The organism is Rahnella sp. CG8, assembly GCF_023701875.1.
GTDB lineage: Bacteria > Pseudomonadota > Gammaproteobacteria > Enterobacterales > Enterobacteriaceae > Rahnella > Rahnella aceris.
Map to the genome: position 1 here is coordinate 23,552 of NZ_JABAED010000032.1, position 23,171 is coordinate 46,722.

18 protein-coding genes are annotated in these 23,171 nt (G+C 54.7%); 17 read left to right on the forward strand and 1 reads right to left on the reverse strand.

Translation table 11 applies throughout. The features are described 5' to 3' along the window. The first annotated feature begins 71 nt into the window (after positions 1-71). The 17 genes from traH (at position 72) to HGO41_RS22125 (ending at position 22,254) form a co-directional block, all read left to right on the forward strand. Positions 72-1,439 carry a conjugal transfer pilus assembly protein TraH gene (gene traH, locus HGO41_RS22045; RefSeq protein WP_250981456.1) on the forward strand — a complete coding sequence of 456 codons (1,368 nt, stop codon included), beginning with the start codon at positions 72-74 and terminating at the stop codon, positions 1,437-1,439. After that, on the forward strand, positions 1,432-4,704 hold the full coding sequence (gene traG, locus HGO41_RS22050) for a conjugal transfer mating-pair stabilization protein TraG (RefSeq protein WP_250981457.1): 3,273 nt from the start codon (positions 1,432-1,434) through the stop codon (positions 4,702-4,704). Before traH ends, traG begins: the two co-directional genes overlap by 8 nt. 21 nt (positions 4,705-4,725) lie before the next feature. After that, positions 4,726-5,295, forward strand: coding sequence for a hypothetical protein (locus HGO41_RS22055; RefSeq protein WP_134706919.1), 570 nt, complete (start codon positions 4,726-4,728; stop codon positions 5,293-5,295). A gap of 126 nt (positions 5,296-5,421) precedes the next feature. Then, positions 5,422-6,156, forward strand: a complete 735-nt coding sequence (gene traT, locus HGO41_RS22060) for a complement resistance protein TraT (protein WP_250981458.1) — start codon at positions 5,422-5,424, stop codon at positions 6,154-6,156. A gap of 149 nt (positions 6,157-6,305) precedes the next feature. Beyond that, on the forward strand, positions 6,306-6,551 hold the full coding sequence (locus tag HGO41_RS22065) for an AbrB/MazE/SpoVT family DNA-binding domain-containing protein (protein ID WP_037035624.1): 246 nt from the start codon (positions 6,306-6,308) through the stop codon (positions 6,549-6,551). Then, positions 6,551-6,883, forward strand: a complete 333-nt coding sequence (mazF, locus tag HGO41_RS22070) for an endoribonuclease MazF (RefSeq protein WP_037035625.1) — start codon at positions 6,551-6,553, stop codon at positions 6,881-6,883. The genes HGO41_RS22065 and mazF overlap by 1 nt, the downstream gene beginning before the upstream one ends. Positions 6,884-7,068: 185 nt before the next feature. Beyond that, on the forward strand, positions 7,069-7,419 hold the full coding sequence (locus tag HGO41_RS22075; RefSeq protein ID WP_250981459.1) for a hypothetical protein: 351 nt from the start codon (positions 7,069-7,071) through the stop codon (positions 7,417-7,419). A gap of 71 nt (positions 7,420-7,490) precedes the next feature. Further along, entirely contained in the window at positions 7,491-7,904 is a 414-nt protein-coding gene (locus tag HGO41_RS22080; protein WP_250981460.1) for a hypothetical protein, read from the forward strand. Positions 7,905-8,086: 182 nt separating this feature from the next. After that, positions 8,087-10,762: a type IV conjugative transfer system coupling protein TraD gene (gene traD / locus HGO41_RS22085; protein WP_250981461.1), complete on the forward strand. Its 2,676-nt coding sequence runs from the start codon at positions 8,087-8,089 to the stop codon at positions 10,760-10,762. Continuing rightward, on the forward strand, positions 10,759-16,521 hold the full coding sequence (gene traI / locus HGO41_RS22090) for a conjugative transfer relaxase/helicase TraI (RefSeq protein WP_250981462.1): 5,763 nt from the start codon (positions 10,759-10,761) through the stop codon (positions 16,519-16,521). Before traD ends, traI begins: the two co-directional genes overlap by 4 nt. An 81-nt stretch (positions 16,522-16,602) precedes the next feature. After that, positions 16,603-17,397 carry a DsbA family protein gene (locus HGO41_RS22095; protein ID WP_250981463.1) on the forward strand — a complete coding sequence of 265 codons (795 nt, stop codon included), beginning with the start codon at positions 16,603-16,605 and terminating at the stop codon, positions 17,395-17,397. A gap of 60 nt (positions 17,398-17,457) precedes the next feature. Further along, a complete protein-coding gene (locus HGO41_RS22100) occupies positions 17,458-17,727 on the forward strand; it encodes a hypothetical protein (protein ID WP_250981464.1) in 270 nt (89 codons plus the stop codon). A 35-nt stretch (positions 17,728-17,762) separates the two neighbouring features. Further along, a complete protein-coding gene (locus HGO41_RS22105; RefSeq protein ID WP_250981472.1) occupies positions 17,763-18,263 on the forward strand; it encodes a phospholipase D family nuclease in 501 nt (166 codons plus the stop codon). 160 nt (positions 18,264-18,423) lie between these two features. After that, positions 18,424-18,690, forward strand: coding sequence for a replication regulatory protein RepA (gene repA / locus HGO41_RS22110; protein ID WP_250981465.1), 267 nt, complete (start codon positions 18,424-18,426; stop codon positions 18,688-18,690). A gap of 272 nt (positions 18,691-18,962) precedes the next feature. Then, positions 18,963-20,027, forward strand: coding sequence for a Replication protein (locus HGO41_RS22115; RefSeq protein WP_250981466.1), 1,065 nt, complete (start codon positions 18,963-18,965; stop codon positions 20,025-20,027). Between the two features lie 1,081 nt (positions 20,028-21,108). Next, positions 21,109-21,507, forward strand: a complete 399-nt coding sequence (locus tag HGO41_RS22120; protein WP_250981467.1) for a negative control protein of sporulation — start codon at positions 21,109-21,111, stop codon at positions 21,505-21,507. Positions 21,508-21,855: 348 nt separating this feature from the next. Next, positions 21,856-22,254: an Ltp family lipoprotein gene (locus tag HGO41_RS22125; protein ID WP_250981468.1), complete on the forward strand. Its 399-nt coding sequence runs from the start codon at positions 21,856-21,858 to the stop codon at positions 22,252-22,254. 314 nt (positions 22,255-22,568) lie between these two features. Here the strand turns inward: HGO41_RS22125 and HGO41_RS22130 are convergent, their stop codons facing one another. Beyond that, complete coding sequence (locus HGO41_RS22130; RefSeq protein WP_250981469.1) at positions 22,569-22,871, reverse strand: hypothetical protein; 303 nt, start codon at positions 22,869-22,871, stop codon at positions 22,569-22,571. Positions 22,872-23,171 lie beyond the last annotated feature (300 nt).

Sequence of the window (23,171 nt, forward strand, 5' to 3'; positions counted from 1 at the left end):
AACGATTTCCCTTTAGAAAATAGAGGGTATGAGCCAACCGACATCAATCCATTTCATCAGGAGGCATCACGATGAAATTTCGGCAGCTACTTCTGTCAATTGTAACCGTAATGGGTATGAGTACCCCTGCGCTGGCCGACGTACAGGGCGACCTGAACGGGTTTTTCGGCAGTCTGGGCTATGACGGCAACGTCTCCAAAGCGCAGGCCTGGCAGGGGCAGGCCGCAGGCTACATCACCGGTGGTTCGGTGTATCTGCGAAATCCGGTAAAACAGGTACAACTTATCTCGATGCAGGTGCCTTCCCTGAATTCCGGCTGTGGGGGCATTGATGCCTATCTGGGCGCCTTCTCGTTTATCAGTGGTGAGGAAATTCAGCGCTTTGCCAAGCAAATCATGAGTAATGCGGCAGGCTACGCCTTCGACCTGGCGTTGCAGACGATGGTGCCTGAACTGAAACAGGCCAAAGACTTTCTGCAAAAAATCGCCTCCGACGTGAACTCCGCCAACATGAGTTCATGCCAGGCAGCGCAGGGGATCATTGGGGGCCTCTGGCCCGTGTCCCAGCTTTCCAACCAGAAAATCTGCCAGGACATTGCCGGTGACGACAATATTTTCTCCGACTGGGCCTCATCCCGGCAGGGGTGCACGGTAGGCGGGCAGGGTGACAGCGTCACGAGTCGGGCCAACGCCAATGAAAAAGACCAGGTGCTGAAGAACAAAAATCTCATCTGGGATGCGCTCGGGCGCAATCATCTTTTCGACGGGAACCGCCAGCTGAAAGAGCTGGTGATGAGTATCGTCGGATCCATCATTTTCAACAGCGCCGGGCAGGTGACTATCCTGACGCCGATGGTGGATAACCGGGATGTGATCACCGTACTGATGCGCGGCGGGACCGCCAAGATTTACGGTTGTGATGAACCCGACCTTTGCCTCGGGCCGACTGTGGCCAGCGTCACCATCAGCAGCAATAACGCGCTGGTCACGCTGGTCCAAAACATCATGCTGTCCATGAACCAGAAGCTGACGGATGACACCGGCTTATCCGACCGGGAAAAGGGGTTTCTCAACACCACCTCTGTCCCCGTCCTGAAATACCTGACCAACTCGCAGAGTATGGGGCAAAGCCCGACCTACCTCATCCAGGTGGCGGATTACATTGCGCAGGATTTAATGATCCAGTACCTGCAGGAGTTGGTGAAGCAGGCCAGTCAGTCGCTGGCCGGGAAAAACTTCCCGGAACAGGCGGCGGGAGAGCTGCGGCAGAACGTGGCTCAGGCACAGCAGCTGCTGGCCAACATGAAGCTGCAGTCGGCGGCCGATCAGAACGCGCTGGACGGTATTGACCGCAACATGCAGTACCTCCAGCAACAGGTCTCAACCATTATTTCAACGTCATATCAGGGTAACTACCGTTGGGGGACCAGCAATGACTGAAATCTATACGATATTCGGTGGGGACATGTGGCGGCAGGTGTTAAACGGCGTCGTCACCATTCTGGGGGCCGATACGTTTGATACCTTGCTTCGCATTGTCAGCACATTTGGCGTGCTGGGGGTGATGGTGTCCTTTATCAAAACCCGTGATCCGCGCGTGTTTATGCACTGGCTGGCCGTATTCATGTTTATTACGTCCGTGTTACTGGTGCCAAAACGGTCAGTTCAAATCCTCGACATCACCGACCCGGCCGCCGTGTACGAGGTGGACAATGTGCCGCTGGGGCTGGCCATGATCGCGGGACTGACCACCAGTGCGGGATTTGGGGTGGCGCAGTTGTATGATTACACCTTATCGCGCCCGGACTCGCTGACCTATACCAAGAGCGGGATGCTGTTTGGTTCTCAAATCGTGGCGCAAACCTCCAATTTTCGGACGCAAAACCCGCAGCTGGCACAGATGCTAACGGACTATGTCGAAAACTGCGTGATTGGCGACATTCTGCTTAACAACAAATACACCATCAACCAGTTGCTGAACAGCACCGACCCGCTGACGCTGATCACCAATAACCCGAGTCCTTTACGGGGGATCTATCAGACGGTGAGCGGGGTAAGGCAGTTTGTGACCTGCCAGCAGGCCGCCGGAACCATCAGAACGCTGATGGGGAGTGATATTTCGGTGGGCGGCGTCAGCTGGCACGATATGGCGATCCGCGTGTTTGGCAGTAAAGTGAATGCGGATGCGTTGCTGAGCAATGCCATGAACGACAGCTACGGATTTTTCTATGCGGGCGGGCTGAGTGCCTCACAGATTATGCGTAACAACGTGACCAATGCCGCCATCCGCGACGGCTGGAAAGGGTTTGCCGCCCGTTCCTCGGATACGGCAAACCTGGTGAATCTGGCCACCGAATCGACCCTGACCAAACAGCGTCTGAGCTGGGCGGCGGGCGGGGCAATTGCCTCACAAACGTTACCGATGTTCCAGTCCCTGATGATGCTGATTCTTATTGGCCTTTTCCCGCTGGTGATTGCGCTGGCCCTGGTCAACCACACCATCTTTGGGCTGAATACCCTCAAGCTGTACGCCGGCGGGTTTTTGTATTTCCAGATGTGGCCGGTGATGTTTGCGATTTTGAATTCCCTGGCCAACTTCTACCTCCAGTCAAAAACCGGTTCAACGGCGTTGGTGCTGGCGAATCAGGATCGCATTGCCCTGCAGCATTCTGACGTGGCCAATATCGCAGGCTATCTCAGTATGTCGATACCGGTACTGTCCTTTTTCCTGACGAAAGGGGCGGCCTCGGTGGCATCGCAGGTGGTGGGTGGCGTGATGAGTTCGGCGGCGTTCTCAGCCGGCGGGCAGGCATCCACGACCGCTGACGGCAACTGGTCGTTTAATAACATGTCGATGGACAACGTTAACGCCAACAAATTTGACACCAACCTGTCGCAACGTATGGGTCAACAAAGCCACCAGATGGAAAATGGCGGGATGCGCACCCTGACGGCTGACGGTCATAACGTCTATGACACGTCTCAGGCCATCTCTAACCTGCCGGTTAACATGCGACTCAGTTCACTGGCGAGCAGCGGTTTCCAGGAGCAGTCGCGGCAGGCACAGCAGGAGGCGCAAACGGCGCTCGATGGGTATAACCACAGTGTCACCAGCGGCTTCCAGCAACTGAACCAGTTAACCAGCCAAAGCGGTAACAGCGCCTCCATGACGCAGGGCAGTGAAAACACCCAGGCCACCAACGCAACACGGGGGGCGAGCATGATGATGTCAGCCGCTGAAAGCTATGGTAAAGCCCATAATATCTCTACCCAGGAGGCCTACAACCAGCTGATGGACATCACTAATCAGGGTTCAGGGGGAGCAGGCATGTCGGCGAATGTTAAGGTTGATTCTGGCGATCAGCTCGTCGGGAAATTGGGCAAATGGGCCTCGGGTGTGAGTGTGGGTGGTGAGGCGCATATCAATACTGACTGGAGACATACCTCGGGCAGTGCGCACGGTACGCAGGATACTCACTCAGAAGGGAAAGACTTCCGCCATGACGAAAACAGCCAGACGGTTAAGGATTTCCGCCAGGGCATGGATATGGTGACGTCAGCGCGCGTGAGCGAGTCTGGCAACCAGACGGATAACCAGTCGAATTCCCAGGTCGAGCAGTATGCCGCGACGCTGAACGATGCCAAAAGTCAGTATCATCAGTACACTGACAGCAGCACTAAAAGTCAGGAATTCAGCCGGATGGCCACGCTGGCCCAGAACGAAAGTGCCAGCCTGGATGCAAACTACAACCAGGAATTCGTGGACTGGACGACGGCTAAATTTGGTAATAATGCCCAGGGTATTCTGACCAACGTTAACTCTGCGCGGGAAGCGGCCACGGAGTTTATGAAGGAGCGTCTCGAGCCGGAAATCATGCAAAACTACGGCGCACGGACGGAACAGACAAACACACAACCTCTGACACCATCAAACTCGTTAGAATACGGCGCGGTCACTGCGCAACATACCGCAGGAGGTGACTCAATCCCTGCGCCTTATGGAGCGAGTGGGGTAGCCGGCAGTACTGAAAACGTCAATGGAACGACACCATCAGGCGTCTTTGAAACGACCCCACAACGGACTGCCCCGTTTGTGAGTGCGCCGGACGTTCACAGCACTTCCCAGGTTCCTGGTACAGGAACGGCGTCTGCAAGCTCCGATGAAGTCAATTTGCATAACCGGGAGCACCACGTACAAAGTGGCCAGCAGTCAGCGCCGGTGGCCGAAAATCACCAATCAACACAGGATGAAGCGCACCGCCCACAACGGAACCGGATTGGGGGTGCCGAATCTGTTCATGCTGATGAGGTGAACCTGCATAATCGGGAGAGAGATCTTAACGTGCAGGGTGGTCCGCCTTCAGCGTCAATGACTGAGAATTATAATTCAGCAGCGGAGAAAGTGAGAGCGCACGCGGAGGGTGCAGGTATCCCAAGCAACGTGGCGGCGCAGGTTACAGCACAAAGATCTGCGAATTCTAATGTCATTAGAGAAAATGGCGGGAAAATCGATCAAAATGAAACCCCTGTTCAGGCATCCAGTGATATACTCAGAAATGAGCATCAGGGTGCGGTGAAAAGCCAGCAGATTGGCCGCACTGAAGAGGACATTAGGCAGACTAAACCTGTTGTTGATAATTCTGAAACAACTGGATTTGAAAAGAAGTTGGAAAAACTTAGAGCAGCGCAGAAAAAGGCATCTTAGTTTAATATAAGGACGGCATGCATGGGAAACTTGACTGTAGAACAAGTTGAAGCAGATGTGAATTACCTAATGGATAGTTTAGATTCAAATAAACGTCTAATTCCTTCATCATCTGTACTACTAAAGAAGGTCTCATTAATTCCTTTATTATCGGTCGTCCTGAGTTTCATAAGCACAGTTGTATTTTATTTTAGTGCGGAATGGAATGAGAAAACCATAACGGGATATATGCATTTCCTTGCAACCGAAGGGTGGGCCGTGGTAGTTCCAACAACCATCATTGGATTATTCTTTGTTCTACTAACTTATAATAAACTGTTGATGTATCTTACTTTGCCTGACGATGTTCGAAATAAATCCATTATATTGCAGCACCTCCACAAGGTTACTAGCAGAATAATCAGTCTCTTCATTTTTTTGATGGTTTGTTCTGGGGTGCTTGCAGCGATGTCCCCTTGGTTTTGTTTTGCTATCCCCGCACTCTTGTTAGTTATGATGTTTGCTATGGGTATAGTAATTGGTTCAGAGGTAAGCCGATTGGGTTCAGGAATGGCTTTAGAAAAAATCAGCAAGTTGGTCAAAAATATTTAAGTTACATCCCCTACTGCCGATAACCCTTCTGTAATTCTAACGGAAGGGTTTCACCCTCCAGATTTATATCCAAATAGCAAATGTTTCGGGGCGTGCCTGCCCCATTTTTTGACAAGGAAACAGTAAATGAAAAACCGCAATTCTCTTGTGGCGGCTGTGGTCGTCTCATGTCTGGTACTTTCCGGTTGTAGCGCGATGGGCACCGCCATCAAAAAACGTAGCCTCGATGTGAAAACACAGATGAGTCAGACCGTGTGGCTGGAGCCATCCAGCGAAAAAACGGTCTATATCCAGATCCGAAACACCTCTGACAAAGACATGAGCGACCTGCAAACGCTATTAGCACAGGATTTGCGTGCTAAAGGCTATAACGTCACGTCGTCACCGGACTCTGCCTATTACTGGATCCAGGCCAACGTCCTGAAAGCCGAGAAAATGGACCTGCGTCAGGCGCAGGGGCTGCTCTCAACGGGCTATGAAGGTGCTGCCGCAGGTGCCGCACTAGGGGCGGGTATCACCGCATATAACAGTACATCTGGCGGTGCGATCCTGGGTGTAGGACTGGCCGCAGGTCTTGCCGGTATGGCGGCAGACGCGATGGTAGAAGACACCAACTACACAATGGTGACCGATCTGCAGATTTCGGAACGCAGCAAAGCGACCGTAACAACAGATAACATCGCCGCATTACGCCAGGGTAACTCGGGTGTGAAGGTGCAGACCAGCAGTGAAGAAGGTAACCGCATGAAATACCAGACACGCGTGGTTTCTAACGCCAACAAGGTGAACCTCAAGTTCGAAGAAGCTAAACCGGTTCTGGAAGCTCAGTTGGCCAAATCCGTCGCCGGAATCATGAACTAACCTTTCCCCACTCGTTTATGCATTACCGGATGGCACACGGTCCTGTGCCATCCGGTCAGCCCTCTTGTTAATCAATACGTATCAACAAAGTTGACACTAAAAGTAGTAATGATACAGTATCATCATTGTTGATACGCGAGGGTGAAGAAATGGCACAAGTTATCGTAAAAAAATGGGGCAATAGCCCGTCAGTCAGGCTACCGGTTGCAATCATGAAAGCAGCCTCTCTGAACATTGATGATACCGTTGAAATTGTCGTGGAAGAAGGACGCATCATCATCGTTCCAACGAGAGTAAAAGAATACTCGCTGGATGCTCTTCTGGCGGGGATCTCTGCTGATAATATCCATGATAAAGCCGATTTTGGTGCTCCGACAGGCAAGGAGTTACTCTGATGGTTTCCCGTTTTGTACCTGACTCGGGGGATTTGATCTGGATTGATTTTGATCCTGTCGCGGGACACGAGCAAGGAGGGCATCGTCCTGCCGTTGTCCTCAGTCCTTTTGCTTATAACAACAAAGTGGGGCTTTTACTCTGTGTTCCCTGTACGACACAAGTCAAAAACTACCCGTTCGAAGTGGAATTATCAGGAAGCCGTGAGGGTGTCGCCCTAGCCGATCAGGTGACCTGTGTTGACTGGCGAGCCAGAAAGATAACCAAAAAAGGAACGGTTGCTGTAAACGAGTTGGCTGAAATACGTGCCAAGGCTAAATCTCTTATAGGATGAATTTCCCCAGTTTCCTGTATTACGTTTTTTCAGGTTAATATCTGAATACCCTGTCTTCTCCATGCATAACGTAACAACCCTACACGCCACCCTTTAATTCTCCGGTGGCCGTGCCTGCTTTTCCTCCTGTGATATTCCGCTTCCTCGTCCAGACGCCAATCTCCGCGTCCAGACTGTGACGAGCGTTGCCGCTAAACGCCCAACTGAAGGAATTGCTCACGCAATACAAAAGTGCCCGTAGCCTGATGGCCTGGTTTACCCTGTTTTTCATCTGGAGCGCGTTTGTTCTCTGGCATCACGGCGTCGCCCTGCAGCAGTTCATCATGCACGACAGTAATTTGTACGCCTTCTCGCTGGCCTTACGCCAGACCCGCAGCGATATGCTGCCTGACGCGTTGCCGGTCGTACTGCTGATAACGTTGGTGTTGGCGGTGGGTGCATTTTTGTCGTCTGTCACGGTTGCCATGATAAACGCGGTGGCTTTCCTGTTCAGAACAACCGGAGCACTTATCCAGGCGCAGTTCAGTCATCGTTAGGGCATCGTAATCCGCCACCGTTGCACACTGAAGGCCGCAGAAGGCGGTGATATTTATTTGGAGAGAACTACATGTTTTTTTTTCAGACTTCAAAACGGGTACTGTTCTGGGTATGGGCGCTAATGCTGTTTTCTGGCGTCCGGCTTATTCTTGCCGTGCCGCTACGAAGCCAGTGGGGCCCCCAGCAGCTCACGGCTGCGTATACTGCAAATCTTTGCAGCGTGATCGCGCTTGTTGGGGTGATATTGCCCCTGATCCCTGAGCGAAAGCGGGTTGCAGCACTTGGCCTAATGCCATTTATGCGTTTTGCAGGCAAATACTTGATGCTATCTCATCTGATGGTGGCCATCCTGACGGCATTTACTGCCGTGAGTATCGGTCTTGACTGGAGTATTCAGATTCAGGGAAGCGGCCTGTTCGTGTTTCTCGTAAGCTGCTTTTTTTTCTTTCGATTTACAGTTACAGATACCTTGCTGAGTCAGTAATTCCCCGGCGTTCCCGCTTAATCGCATGAGTCAAACCTGACCGCTGCGCGGCGGAATTAGCCGTTGTCGTTTCCTAAGACTTATTCGTTTTATCACTGAATTTCATCCCCCGTTTGTTTACCAACCATCCCTGAGCTGCCCGTCCGGGCGGCTTAAGCCTGCGCGTTTGCCGGAGCTGAACCATGAGTTTTACACCGAAATACCTCACGCAGGGGGGCCAGATGACGGCCTACCGCCTGCGTATGTTTGCCCAGGTCAACCAGTGGATATTGAACTGGCTGTTACTGTTGTTTTTGTTATCCACCGGCGGCGTATTTTGGGCTGTCACCTCCGCCGATGTGCTGAATAACGGTTTCTGGTACTGGACCGGCAGGCTGTTATCCAGCTTTGTGCCGTTGATGAACCCGAAAAGCCCGGCGACCTGGGATATCAGCTGGCACTGCAATAGCGGCGTACAGTTGTGCACCACCAAACTGACGCTGGGACAGCTGCTGGCTGACCCCTGGATGCAGTCGATGGGCGGCCAGCTGGTGAATAACTTAAAGCTGAGTGCCGCAGGCTGCGGCACGGTGTGTTTGCTGCTGTTCAGCGTGATTGCCTGGTACGTGGGGCGCATTGGAAAAAAAGAGAGTGAAGACACCTATCTCTCCGGCATGACGCTGACGGATGACCTGGCCAGTGTAAACCGGCAGCTGAAAAAGGCCGGGCAGAAGTCAGATCTGCAGATTGGTGGCCTGCACATGGTCAGGCATGCCGAGGTGATGAACTATCTGATCCACGGCACCATCGGCGTCGGTAAATCCACCCTTATCCGCTGGCTGCTTGACTACATACGTAAACGGGGTGACCGGGCGATTGTCTACGACTCCGGCGGCACCTTTACCGAAACGCATTATGACGAACGTATCGACAAAATTCTCAACCCGCACGATAAGCGCTGCGAGAACTGGGTGCTGTGGCGGGAAGCGCGGGAAGTGGTGGACTACGAGAACCTGACGGCCTCGCTTATTCCGGTGGAGGGGGAGTCTGACCCGTTCTGGGTGTCCTCTTCGCGTACCATCTTCAGCGATACGGCAATGCAGTTTGCCTCACATAGCGACCGCAGTATTGAGAAATTCCTGACCGCGCTCTTGTCTATCGACCTGAAAAGTCTGCGCGAATTTCTCAAAAACACCCCCTCTGCCAACCTGGTTGAGGAAAAAATTGAGAAAACGGCCATCTCTATCCGTTCGGTGGTCACCAACTACGCCAAAGCGCTGCGATACCTGCAGGGCCTTGACCAGGAGGGGAAACCCGAGTTCAGCATCCGGGAGTGGATGACCGACGTCCGGTACGACAAAAGCTGGCTGTTTATCTCCACCACGGCCCGTCATCGCAAGTCGGTTCGTCCGCTGATATCCATGTGGCTGTCGATGGCCACGATTTATCTGCAAAGCATGGGGGAAGATCCCGACCGCCGTGTGTGGTTTGTCGTCGATGAAAAGACCAGCCTGCAAAAAATCCCCGAGTTTGCCGAGACATTGGCTGAAGGGCGCAAATTTGGCGGTTGTTTTGTTATTGGCATTCAGAACATGCCACAGCTTATCAACGTGTACGGACGTGAGGTGGCCAAGTCTATTTTTGACCTGCTGAACACCCGTTTCTATGGCCGTTCGCCAAGCGCCGAAGTGGCGAAAATCGTAGAGGAAGAGCTGGGGCATCAGCGCCGTCGTGAGGCGCGGGAGCAGAACAGCTACGGTCTTGACCAAATCCGTGACGGTATCTCCATCAGCCGCGACAAGGTCAATGAGCCGGTGGTCGATTATGACAACATCATGTCGATGCCGAACCTGCGTTTCTATGCCCGCCTGCCGGGTGAATACCCGGTGGTGAAACTGGATCTGAAGTACCGGGCACAAAAGAAATATCACAAGGCGCTGATAGCGCGCGATTTCAAGGATGTGCTCAGTCCCCAGCTGGAACAGGTCATCAGCAAGAACGAACAGGCGACGCGCATGGCGGGCATTGTCTTCCCGACCGGCGACGAAATTCTGGAAGGGCAGAAAGCCGCAGAGGAACCGAAAAATGCCGGTCAGTCATCCAGCCCGGCGGTGACACCGCAAGCCGACCGGCAGAAAACTGTCCAGACCGGAAAGCAGGCCGATATCCCGCTCGTGTCCGCCGTCAGTCAGAGCACGCCCCCGGTTGCCAGGGGCGTGGAAAAATCAAAACAACACGACGCTGAAAAGCCCGAAACCGCCACTGACGGCGTGGGTTCAGAAGCATCCGAACCCTCTGATGCGCCGATACTGCCAGCGAATGTTCGCCCTTTCACCCCGCGTATGCGACAGGCTCCTCCGCTGGCGGAAACGGTGAAAAAGGGCGTAGCACCCGAGATAGAGGCCAACAAACAAACTAAACCTGAACCTGTAGTACCGCAACCCGCCATAACGACTCACGCCGTACCCCCTCAACCACACAACTCTGCCGCGCTGAAAAACCCACCCGTGTTGTCTGTTGCTGCCAACAACATGAAACCGTTGGCCGGCCTCAGCGCCCTGGAGTTGCTCGCGCTTAAACGCCGTAAGCCTGCTTCACAGGCCGACGGGGCACAAAGCGAGGGCGCCGCCGACGCACAGGGGGAAGCACCGGATCTGCAGATGGACGTGGAAGTGGATGAAAAGGGTGATCTTGTTCTGCGCACGTTGGGTGCGCGGAAGGAGTCACCGGAAAGCCTGGATGAGGCCCAGGCGGCGGAGTACGGCGCGGCAAACCGCGCGATGGCCGAGGAGGAACAGAACATTCTGCGACACCACGATGATTATGACGCGTACCAGCATATGGATGAACACCACGAACCCGGAGGTTTTGAACGATGATGACCGTTGCCTCCGTTGCGTCTGCTGCAGACGCGGCGGGCTATTACAGCAGCAAAGATAACTACTATTTTCTCGATGACCTGCAAAGCCAGTGGCTGGGGGAAGGCGCCCGTGAGCTGGGTCTTGAGGGGAACGTTGATCTTGAGGCGTTCACCAATGTCCTGCACGGGCGTTTGCCGAATGGCGTGGAGCTGGGGAAAGAGGTGTCAGGTAACCATGTGCACCGGCCCGGACACGACTTCACTTTTTCTGCACCGAAAAGTGTCTCAATGCTTATCCTGGCCGGCGGCGATAAGCGCCTGTTGCAGGCCCATATTGAGGCGGTCAAAGAAACGCTGGCCATCATGGAGCAGACGATTTCCGCCCGTGACACGAAGGAGGGCATCACCTCGATCGTCCCCACCGGCAAGATGGTGGCGGCGCTCTTTACCCACGATACGTCACGCAATCTCGATCCGGCCATTCACACCCATGCCGTGGTTGCCAACGTGACCGAGCTGGACGGGAAGTGGAAGGCGCTGGCCACTGATGCTATTTACGGTGCCGGGTTTATTGAGACGATGTACCGCCATCAGGTCAGCTTCGGCAAAATCTACCGCAACAGCCTGAAGGTGAAAACCGAGGCGATGGGGTATGAGACAGAACTCACCGGCGGCAAGCATGAACTGTGGGAAATCAAAGGGTTTCCGGAGGCGGTGCTGGAGGAGTTTTCGTCCCGCCACCGTGAAATCGCCGCCCAGGTCGGGGATGAGGCGTCGCTGAAAAGCCGCGACGTCGCGGCGTTAGACACCCGGCAGAAAAAGGTCGATATCAGCCGTTACGGACTCGATGAAGTTGATGCGCAGGGCACACGCAAGCCGGATGCCCCGTCACTGACGCCAGTTGACACTGCCAGCTTGCCATCATCGTCCCCTGCGCGCGTGGATTTACCGTCGGAACCGGCAGCCGAAGTGGGTAAACCGGGGATAGCCCCTGTCCGCACGACCGCTGAGGCGGTCAGTCTAACCGAACCCGGACAGGTAACGCCGGAAAAAAGTACGGGTGCAAAGGACGCACCGGCGGAACCACCCATCGTCAAACCAGAGACGCAGGCCGGGCGCAACCGCCTGCAGGCCCGGTGGGATCAGCAGATGGCCGATTTGAATTTCAACATACAAGACGTGATGGATGCCGCGCAAACGCGGGCTGTGACGCCTGAACAGGCGGAAGAACGTCCGATGCCGCCGAGCGTCATGCAGGCGGTGCGTACTGCGATTTCGGTGCTCAGTGACACCCGCACCCGCTTTACCTACGGTGACCTGCTGATGACGGCGCATGAGGCGGGGGAAGGGCAACAGTCGATCCCTAATCTGCGCAAGGCGATTGACCGGGCCATCGGTGAAAACCTGCTGGCCCCGCTGGACGGGGACAAAGGGGTATTTACCTCGCATATTCATCTGCTGGATGAACTGTCTGTGCAGGCCCTGGCGGCCGATATCGTCAAAGAAGGGAAAGTGGTCAGTTTCCGGCAGACCGACATCGACACGCCTGAGCGGTTCAAAGCGGTGGAATTTGCGCCGGTGGCCATCCTGAACGCGCCGGCGTCAATCGGTCGTCTGCGCGAGGTGACGGAAGAACTGGTGACAATGTCACGTGAGCATGGCCGCGAGGTGAAAATACTGGCCAGTTCTGCCGAACGGGGCCTGAGCTTTGGCAAATCTGTGCTGCTCAAAGACGACATCCTCTATCGCAGCCGCGTTTTGGATAAGGGGTTCAGTCTCTCTGCGCACAGCACGCTCATCGTGGAAAGTGCGGAGCGGCTCGGACTCAAGGAGATGCTGGTCCTGAGCGGCGAAGCGAAGGAGAAAGACGCCCAGCTTATTTTCCTGGACAGCGCCGGGCGGCAGTCCAATGCCAACGCCCTGTCGGTGCTGTCATCCGCCGGTGTGCCCCGTCATGGTCTGACCGAACCGGTGGCGGGGCTGGAAGCACGGGTGATCAGTATCGGCGATAAGCGTGACCGTTACCGGGCACTGGCTGAACGCTATGCTGACCTGAGTTCACCGGACACCCCCGTCACCGCCTTGGTCACCGGCGCCCGCGAGCAGCAGCACCTGACCGGCATTATCCGTGACGCCCTGCAAAACGCCGGCAAGCTTGAACGGGACGGCGTGACCGTCGAAGCCCGAACGCCGGTCTATGCCAGCGTGAAAGAACGCCTGCTCCCGGCCACGTACCGGGCGGGGATGGTGCTGGAAGACCGGTCAGACAAAAATGAGACCCGCCACTACACCCTTGACCGGGTGCATGAGGAGACGCGCATGTTGTCACTTATCGACAGCGACGGCGTTCTGAGCCGCGTAAAACTGAGCGACCTGACCGGTGACTGGCGGCTGTTTACCCGTGAACAGCTGCACGTTGCTCAGGGGGAGCAGCTGTTTGCCCTGGCCGCAGACAAAGCCAATGGGCTGAAAGCCCGCGACCGGCTGACGGTCACTGCCGTCAGTGAGGGAAAATTAACGGTGCAGCGCGATGGCCAGAAAAAACCGCTGCAGGTCGCGACCGACCGGCCGCTGTATCTGACACACGGCTACGTCAGCGCACCGGGGAGCCGGGACAATGAGCACGGTATCGTGCTGGCCAGCCTCAACGCCCGTGACCTGTCCGGCAACATCATGAACGCCCTGGCCCAGTCGGGCCATGAGGCGGAAATCTTTACCGGTGAAGCACAAAACAAGGCGGAAGAGAAACTCGGTCGGATGCGCACCACCCGTTCACCGCTGGCGTTAGTCCGCCAGGCCAGTGGCAAGGAAGACGCCGGGGAAGCGCTGGCCGCGTTAAACGCAGGATTACTCACGGATGCGCAAAAGGCCGTGTCGCGGGCGGTTGCCCAGATGAAGGACGTCGCTTTCTCAGAGGTGAAGCTGCTGGAGCAGGCGGGCACGTTCTTCAATAATCTGGGGGCGTTACGGGGCGAAGTGGCCAGGCAGGTGAAAGAGGGAGACCTCATCCCGGTGAAAGTCGGCGGCGGTGGGGGATTTGTGGGGCGGGCGATCTGGGAGATGGAAAAGGCCATCATCCGGGAAATTGATACGGGTAAAAATACCCAGACGCCGCTGATGGCCACGATGGACCCGGTCTTGCTTAATGGGCTGACCGCCGGGCAGAAGGCCGCCACGACGCTTATCCTGCAAAGCCCCGATCGCTTTACTGCCGTACAGGGCTATGCCGGCGTGGGGAAAACCACCCAGTTCCGGGCGGTGAAAGCCGCGATTGACACCCTGCCGGAAAGTGAACGGCCGCTCGTGATTGGGCTTGCCCCGACGCACCGCGCGGTGAAGGAAATGCGTGACGTTGGCATCGAGGCGCAGACCCTTAAATCCTTCGTGGTGGACTGGCAACAGCGCACGGCGGCGGGCGAAGACGTGCGTTATGCCAGGACACTTTTTCTGATTGATGAGTCCTCGATGTTGGGGAATCAGGACACCGCTGCCGCCTATCAGGCGATATCACGCGGAGAGGGCCGGGCCGTTGCGGTGGGCGATACCGGTCAGCTGCAGTCACCGGAAAGCGGGGCACCATTCACGCTGATGCAGGAGCGCAGTACCATCGACGTGGCCGTGATGAACGAAATCGTTCGCCAGCGTAATCATGACCTGAAGTCTGCCGTTTACAGCGTCATTGAAAACAAAGCCGGTGCTGCCCTCGAGAAAATGGAGAGAGTGTCACCGAAGACGGTGCCCCGGCTGAGATCCTGGGAGGCCCCTGGCTACTCGGTGGTCGAAACCGAATCACCGTGGACACGTATTACCGTGGACTACATGAGCCGGACACCGGATGCCCGTGAGCGCACCATGATTGTGGTGCAGCTGCATGAGGACCGGCAGATGATCAATAAATACATTCATCAGGCCATGTTAAAAGAAGGGGCGTTGGGGGAGAAGGCGGTGACCGTCCCGATACTGGATCGCATTACCGGCGGTCGTCACGATTTTAACCGCATTAATGACTGGAAGGCGGGGCAGGTGGTGCTGGCCAACGAGCGATATCTGAGCGTGACCGGCATCGATTTGGGAACGGAGCGTGTCTTTTTGCGCGATGAAAATCACCGCATGCACTATTACTCCCCGAAAGAGCTAAACGCCACCGAAATTGAGGTGTTTGAACGGCGTGAGATTGAGCTGCGGGAAGGTGACAGCGTGCGCATGAGCAAAACGCAGAAGCAGGCAGGCCATGATGCCCATGAACAGTACCGGGTAGAAACGCTACGTGACAATGGCGAGGTGGTGCTTAAAAACGCCGGCGGCGAAAAGGTCATTACGCCGGGCATGACGCTGGCAGACCAGCACATCGATTATGCCTGGGCGGTGACCGGCTACGGCGCACAGGGGGCCAGTACGGACTATGTGATTGCGCTGGAGGGGACGGAGGGTGCGCGTAAGCGAATGAGCGGCATGCGGGCCTTTTACATTAACGCCTCCCGTGCGCGCGATCATGTGCAGATTTATACCGATGGTCTTCGTGACTGGATGGATACGCTGCGGCAAAAAGATAACGGCCCGACGACTGCGCATGATGCCCTGAAGCCGGAATCAGAGCGGGCGCAGGCCCGGAGCATCTGGGCGATGGGGCAGCCGGTGGGCAAAACGGCCATCGGGCGAACCTACCTGCGGGAACAGGGCTTAAAAGATAACCCCGTGACGGCGCGGATTATTCCGCCGACCAGGAAATATCCGATGCCGCATCTGGCGTTACCGGTTTATGACGGCAACGGCAAAACGGCGGGTCTGACGATGTTTCCCCTTCAGTCAGACACCGGCCAGATACAGACCGGGCCGGTACGCCAGCTGACGACCGAGGGCGCCCAGGCGGCGGTGGTGCAAAAAAGCCGCAACGGTGACACGATTGTGGTCAGCGATATGGCGCAGGCACTGGCGGCGGCGCGAGGCAATCCGGCGGCAGGCGTATTGCTGCTCACCGGCCGGCAGATGCCGTCCGCGCAGCTGCTGAAAGTGGCGGGCGGGGTGACTGACCGGACCGTCAGGCCGGATGCCACGTTGCTCAGGCTGGTCCAGTCTGAGCTGCAGGAGATCCTGCGGTATCTGCCGGCAGAAGAAAGGCCGGCGGATGAGTCTGCCCTGCTTCGGCAGGCACTCCGGGCTGTTGAAGAGGTGCGGCCTGCACTGCCAGAACGCTTGCCGCAGGAGGCTAAAGGTCAGGATGAGTCCGCGTTGTTACGTGATGCCGCACGGGCACTCGTCACTGAAACGCCTCCGTTGCACGTTATGACAGGGGCATCTGACGGCGCTGAAAAAACAGCGTTGTCGGCTCGTCTGATTGAGCAGGTGGTGCAGTCGATGCAGCAACAGGTGCCGGTACTGCCAGGAGAGAAACAGCCTGACTACGCCGCACTTATCCGTCAGGCGTCCGGTCTGCTTGCCCAAAACGAAGCCCTGCAGGGCAACAACGGTGCCGTTCAGGCCGTATTGGCATCACTGGCTGGTTCCGGGCAGTTCGCCAGTACGGCTCTGCCGGTTGAAAACGCGCAGGGAAGCCTGGTGTCTGCAGAAGCACTCCGCTACGTGCAGGCCGAGCAGGATAAAGCGCACGGCTCCGCTAAAAACCCGCAAAATGACCTGTCAGAGCGGGCGCTGGCCAGCGCGGCGCGTGAACTGGAAAAGCAGGGGCAACTGACGCTGCCGCCCGAAAGTCGGGGCCGGGAGCCGGAGCGGGAAGAAATTACCCACGAAGCCGTCCGAAATATTCAGAAAGAACGTTAATCCACACCGCGACACATCCTGGCAGCGGCTCAACCTTTTATTCACCGGTGACACCGGGATCCTTCTTCGAGAGACATCATCATGACAAACCGTTTTAACGCGGCGGCGCTTTCGCTCGCCCTGAGTTTTACTTTCGGTTCAATCCACGCCGGCGCCGCAGAGCCGGAAGAGTTCACACCGGCGCAGCAGTCACGCATCGGCGAGATTGCCGCCGACTACCTGGTGGCCCATCCGCAGGTGCTCATCGAGGTGAGCAAAAAGCTGCAGGCACAGCAGGCAGCCATCAAGGCACAGCTGATGGCACAGTCGGTGCTGAAGGGGCACCGGCTGCTGATGCAGCTTGACGGCGTGCCGGTGAAAGGCCCGCAAAAATCGAAAGTGATTGTGACCGAGTTTTTTGATTACGAATGTATCGCCTGCAGCATGATGGCCCCGGTAATGGAGCAGGTCATGGTCAGCAACCCGGATGTGCGGTTTGCTTTTCGTGACTGGACGATTTTTGCCGGGCATTACCCCGAGTCTACGCAGGCGTCACGCCGGGGTCTGGCCATCTGGAAACAGAAGGGGGCTGATGCCTATATGGTCTACCACAACGGGATTTACGGCACCGGCCATAACGAAGGGAAACTGACGTCAGACGATATTGAAAAAGTGGCCACGGCAGCGGGCGCAGGAGAAGAAGACGTCGCGAACCGCACAGCGGCAGATGCCCTGATCGCGGGTAACAGTGCGCTGGCAGAGCTATTGGGATTAACCGGGACGCCGGGGATCATCGTGATGCCGGCAGAGAACGCGACCGCTGACAACACGACCGTCATTCCGGGTGTCGTGTCCGCTCAGGTGATGCAGCAGGCCATCGATAATGCGATGAAATAAGGCGAGGTCGTGCAGGCCACCGGGTATGAGGTGGCTTTGCGCGGTGTCAGGAGAAAAACGATGAAGGGTGAAAAAGCACTGTCGATCCACTTTTTTGACCTGCATGGCTTTATGTTCAGCGATGATGATATCGAGCATCAGCGGGTGTGTTTCAGAACGCATCCGGGATTGCACCATGAGGCACTGAAGGTGGCCATTACCTGTCTGACCAATTGCGTGCCGGAAAACCTGACCTGGGACGCGTCCTGTGGCGAAGGTTCCTTTTGCCTGCTGACCGCCAGTGTGTCATCAGGGATTTATGCATTGCCCTACCAGGAGGAAACAGACTGATGAAGAACAACAGATTGCGGGTGGCCTTACTGGCCATGTTATTGAATGTGGGCGTTTGCACCGCCAGCGCGGGCCCGTCGGTACAGGTGGGATTCTCACCGGAAGGCAGCGCGCAGCAGCTGGTACTGCAAACGGTGAATGATGCCCGGCAAAGCGTTCGCCTGATGGGGTACTCGTTTACCTCGCCCGACATTGCCGGTGCGCTGGTCGAAGCAAAGAAACGGGGCGTCGACGTCCAGGTGGTACTGGATGAGGGCGGCAATCGCGGGAAAGCCAGTGTGGCCGCGATGAATTTATTGGTGAATGCGGGGATCCCGGTGCGTACCGTCAGCCAGTTTAAAATCATGCATGACAAGGTGATTATTGTTGATGGCCAGACGGTCGAAACCGGATCATATAACTATACCCTGTCTGCCGCGCGGTCGAATTCGGAGAACGCTCTGGTACTGCACGATGTACCTGACCTGGCACAAACCTACCTGACCCACTGGCAGTCGCGCTGGGCGTTAGGGAAAGACTGGGTGTCATCGTACTGACAGAGACCCTCCGGCGTTCTGAATGGCGAACGTTACCTCTTTTCGCATTTTTGTCTTATCCCGCGCCAACGGGAGTGAAAATGCTTTTTATGCTGCTGATTTAATGAATCTATAGTAGGCTTTCCCAAACGATATATGCAGATCCTTGGGGAGGCCAAAAATGTCACAATCCACAAATGTATCTTCTTCCTCATCGAAAAATAAACGCCCTTACAGGAAAGGCAATCCATTGTCGACGTCAGAAAGACAGCAGGCTCTGGTTGCTCGTAGAAAAGACACCCATAAAGAGATCCGTGTGTACGTGCAGAATGCGCTGAAAGAAGAGTTTCAACGCTTATGCGAAGCAGAAGGTCTTACGCAAACAGAGATGCTCGAAGTATTAATCAAAACCGCGAGCAGTCGGTTAGCTGGAGACGTTACGGAATAACTTTCTTGAGTGTTTTGGGATCCGGTGTTAGATTGCTGATCAGTTAGAGAATTTTGGTGAGCCACGCCGTAAGGTGGCAGGGAATGGGTACTGTGTAGAAGGTTTTACAGGCCCAGAAAAGCAAAAACCCCGAATATCTTCTTCACTTTGGCGGGCGAGGAAAGATAACCGGGGCTCACTAAAACTGTATAGAGTTGTTGCTCTATGCAGGGAGTATAGATTTATGCCTTTTAAAGGTCAACTCCTCCGGCGCAACATAAGCGTTGGGAGCCGTGTCTGAACAACTGTTTCCATTCTCACCGGTAGCAAACAGTGTTTCTGCCAGTGTTTATCGTCCTTCGCGCCGGGGTGAAGCTAACCGTCTGCGCAAAGGGCAGTCGAAGACGCACCGCAATAACCAGCCGGTCTACACGGGCAAAACGCCGCGCGGCATGGCTGCAAAAGTGGTGGCCTGCTTCCGTCAGCATGACTGGCGGCGAAATGCCGATCTGATCGCGCTTCGCCGTACTGGTTACACGCCGTACTCCCGTGCGTCTGACCCTTCCTTTACCCCTAAACCTATGCGGATTACCCCACGCTCTGAGAGCCGTGAGGCGCTGACTTCTCTGTCCCTGGTTCTGGCCGCAAATTGTGACTACAGCCCGGACAGCGATTACCTTTTCGAAATGATGCTGCCGGTGGAAGAGATTGCCCGCCGCATGAATGCGCTGCATGTTTATGAGAACGGTCGTAAAGCTTATGACGTTCTGCTCCATGCCCTGCGGGTGATGGAGCAACTGGACTACGTGGTGATACACCGTGACCGCGACGCCGATTCTGGCCAGAACAAGCCCATGCGAATTTTTCTCACCGACAAATGCTTTACCTCACGCGGCATCGCCGTTGAAAGCATCCGGGAGTGGTTGCATAAATATCGCCAGTGGGCGGTAGCCAGCGGACTGGCGGAGTCGATGCAGCAGAAATATCAGCGTCACCTGCTCAAAATGGCGCGTCTGGGCATCAGTATTGACCGCCACCATTCACTTAAAAACCGTCTGAGACAGATAAAACGCTGGGTTGTCAGCCCGGAGCTGCGCGATGAAAAAGCGCGAACTGAGGCAGATATTGGCGCCGTTCTTGACGAACAGGCGCGTAAAGTGCGGCAGCTGCGTCCCAAAAATAGCACGGCCACGCATGAGAACGCCTGGCGGCGTTTTACGGCCAGTGGTCTGCTCACCACGGTTGCGCAAATGTCGCTGGAAAGTGCCCTCAAAGCCGAGTTCCCGACGCTGCTGTCCACGGATGCTGAGACGTTTTATCAGCGGCTCCTGGAGCGCGCCGGCGTTCCACTGTCTTAACCACATTCCTCTCTAAACCTTTCCCCTTCCTGCGATTTCGCGGGCCTGATGCTAGCATTTTTTCCGTTCGCGGATGCCTGGCAGGCTTCCCCACGTCTGTTATCCGCCAAAATGTGCACCGGCGACGGTCGGGGCATGCTCACGATACGGCGCTGGCCAACGTCTGATTAAGAAATAATCGTTTAAATTCGAAGAGATAAATCCCCTGGTTGAGGCATCCTATTAACTTCGAAAACCCCTCTTCAGATGTGATTAATTTCGAACGTTACTTCTGAACAAAACAAGCTTTCTAAAGAAAGAGTACTCCTGAGCCAGCCTACGGCATGGCATCTGGAGTAGCTCCCTTCGCTCTGCTCAGGGCAACCACACCTTATCAACGGCATCATTTGCCAGGGCAAAAGAAGAAGTAGCTCCCCGGACAAGCCGGGGCATACCACCGCTGACATTAGTTACAACATTCACCAAATCTCACCCACATCAACCCCCAGCACCGAGCGCAAACGCAACCCCTCCGCCCACCTGAAAAGCCGCCCCGCCCCGGGCCAACGGCCCGGAACAGAGTGGCTTTAAAAGTGGATGTTGTAACTATTAAAGCTGTGTCGCTTTGAGAGGTGTGGCTTTAGCTCTGAAGTACACGCTCGTAAGCGCCAAAGGCGCTAACGCGGAGATACGCCCTGGCTTCGCCAGGACCACTCCGACCGCGTACCTTGGCATTTAGTAGCTGTTAACGGGAATGGTCTGGCAGGGCGAGGGATGGGCATCGGTGGAACCTATCAAACCGGGGCGGCTGCGCCGCGTTACCGGCGACCATAAGCTGAGGTATCAGATATGACACTATTTGTCGCCTTCATGCGCTATGCGCATCTTAGCCACATCAGCAACTGGGATAAACGACGGCATCAGTGTTAGATCCTGGAAGCAGGATAATTGATGGAGCCTAAAGGTAGAAATACCTAAAGTTCCCCCCGCCTATAGCCGATACAAATTTACACTTCCCTTAAAAGACAAGTCAGAGAACCTAAAATAGTAAACAATTTGATTTTTCGGGAACTTTCATTTGGATGAATATAAGGAAATTAGAATGCAAGCAATGTCGATATTTCTATGTGTTTACAGCGGAGATTCAACATTAACCACCTTTCCCGTTCAGTCACCTATCTCCCCTGTTGAAGCTCATTTATCACTTAAGCAATTATATATTGCTGGGTTACGGGACAACACAGGAAAAATTTTGGCTTCCCTGGTTCTGTTGTCGGATGCCGAAAATTCTGACGATCCACTTATGGTTCAGGCAGTGAGTAACCTTTTTCAAACCTATAAACAGACACAGGTGCTCTTTCCTTTGGCAGTTTCGGCTCCCGTATCGAGGATTAAGTTCCACCCAGAAAATGGCTCAATAGAGCAAGCTCTGTCATATGAAAATCTTGAATTTTTGTGCTCATCATTTTATTTAGACCACAGTATTTCCGGAAGAGCATAACAAAAATTAATTGATGCCGTGCTAAGTGGGGGCCGCTTGGAATTCTGAAATTATCCTACGTTGAGCGGTTTAAGCTTAACGGGTGATTTCGTCCCATTGAGCGTAACCTCCTGACCGTAAGGGATGTACGGAACTATCAGGCTGTCCGTTTGTAGTTGTACTTCGGACATACAGGCAGAGTGGTGTACGGTAATCGTTCGGTTTCGGACGCAGAAACGACACAGCAGCGTCAATTCAAGCAGTTGCTAAACACCGATGCTTAAAAACAGCCCTATTTGCCTTTTACACACAGCCCCCCTGTAAAGTTGCACCATGAGGCAAGGGCTTCGAGGAAGTTAGAGGCGCCGTATGGGTTATGGAGATATTTCAATGGATTTTTTGAAGATAGTACTGACTGCCGCTTTGTTTGTCGCAGCGCCCATATGGGCGGGAGATTTGACTGGGCCTCAAAATAATGCCGTTAGATCTGCAGAGCAGTATCTCAGTATGGCGGGCTTCTCACGGAACGGGCTTATTGATCAACTCTCATCGGATGCAGGGGATGGTTACGAGATTTCTGACGCTACGGTAGCAGTGGACAGCCTGAACATTGATTGGAACCAGGAGGCGGTGAAATCTGCGAAGCAGTATCTCAGTATGATGGGCTTCTCGTGCAAAGGCCTCATTGATCAACTTTCCTCAAGTGCCGGAGACAAATACACCGTTGACCAAGCAACCTACGGGGCAAAACAGGCAGGTGGCTGCTAAAAAACGGCGTGGTTCAAACGATGGTTACACTCGAACCTCCGAATTCCATTGCGCCGGTATTTGCTCCCTCCGGATGCTGGTTTTATTAACGCAGGATCAAGTTCCGAAAGCGTCTTTGTACCTCGAGTGACAAACAAGGGTTGAATTGCCATGCAAGCGCATAACCTTCGTCAATACCTATCTCATTCACGAAACTAAAAATCTTCATTTTTAGATTAAAAAAAAGCGTCACGGAACCAGTAGAGACAAAATTGCCGCCGGGATAGGCGGCTTCGCGAATGTCGTTCATCGACTAAGGTTATGGGCAGAATGCACTAATGCAGACGAAAAAGGCTGCTTGCTAACACATTCTTTTTTGTATTATTTATTCGAGGCAGCAGTACCCATACCTGGGCCTCCGTCGTGGCCACCATTTGCCCCGCCTTTTCCTCCTTGTCCACCATCTCCTCCTCCCCAACCGGCATCACCACCACGTCCCCCATTACCCGTGCCATCACCATTACCACCATCACCCCCATTGCCTCCACCGTCAGAACCCTCTCCACCATTACCGCCATTTCCATTAGAACCATCCCCGGCGTTACCTCCATCGCCGCCGCCCCCGCCGTCAGAGCCATTGCCACCATCTCCACCATCCCCATCATCAGCAAGCGCAAGATGCGTAGAGGATATAAATAATAATGTCCCTAGTGAGTATTCAATTACACCAAGAGCTGGGCGAATAAACGCGGAAACGAAAAGTAAAGGTAAAGCCATAATGGTATTATTTTTCATAAACTTATCCTCATAAATATTACATCACTTCTGTTTTATCAAGCTTGGTTGCCGCCATCTCCACCATCCCCGCCGGAAGAATTGTTTCCGCTACCCCCATCCCCGCCAAGACCCCCTGACTGATAAACACATCTCCGCGCCCA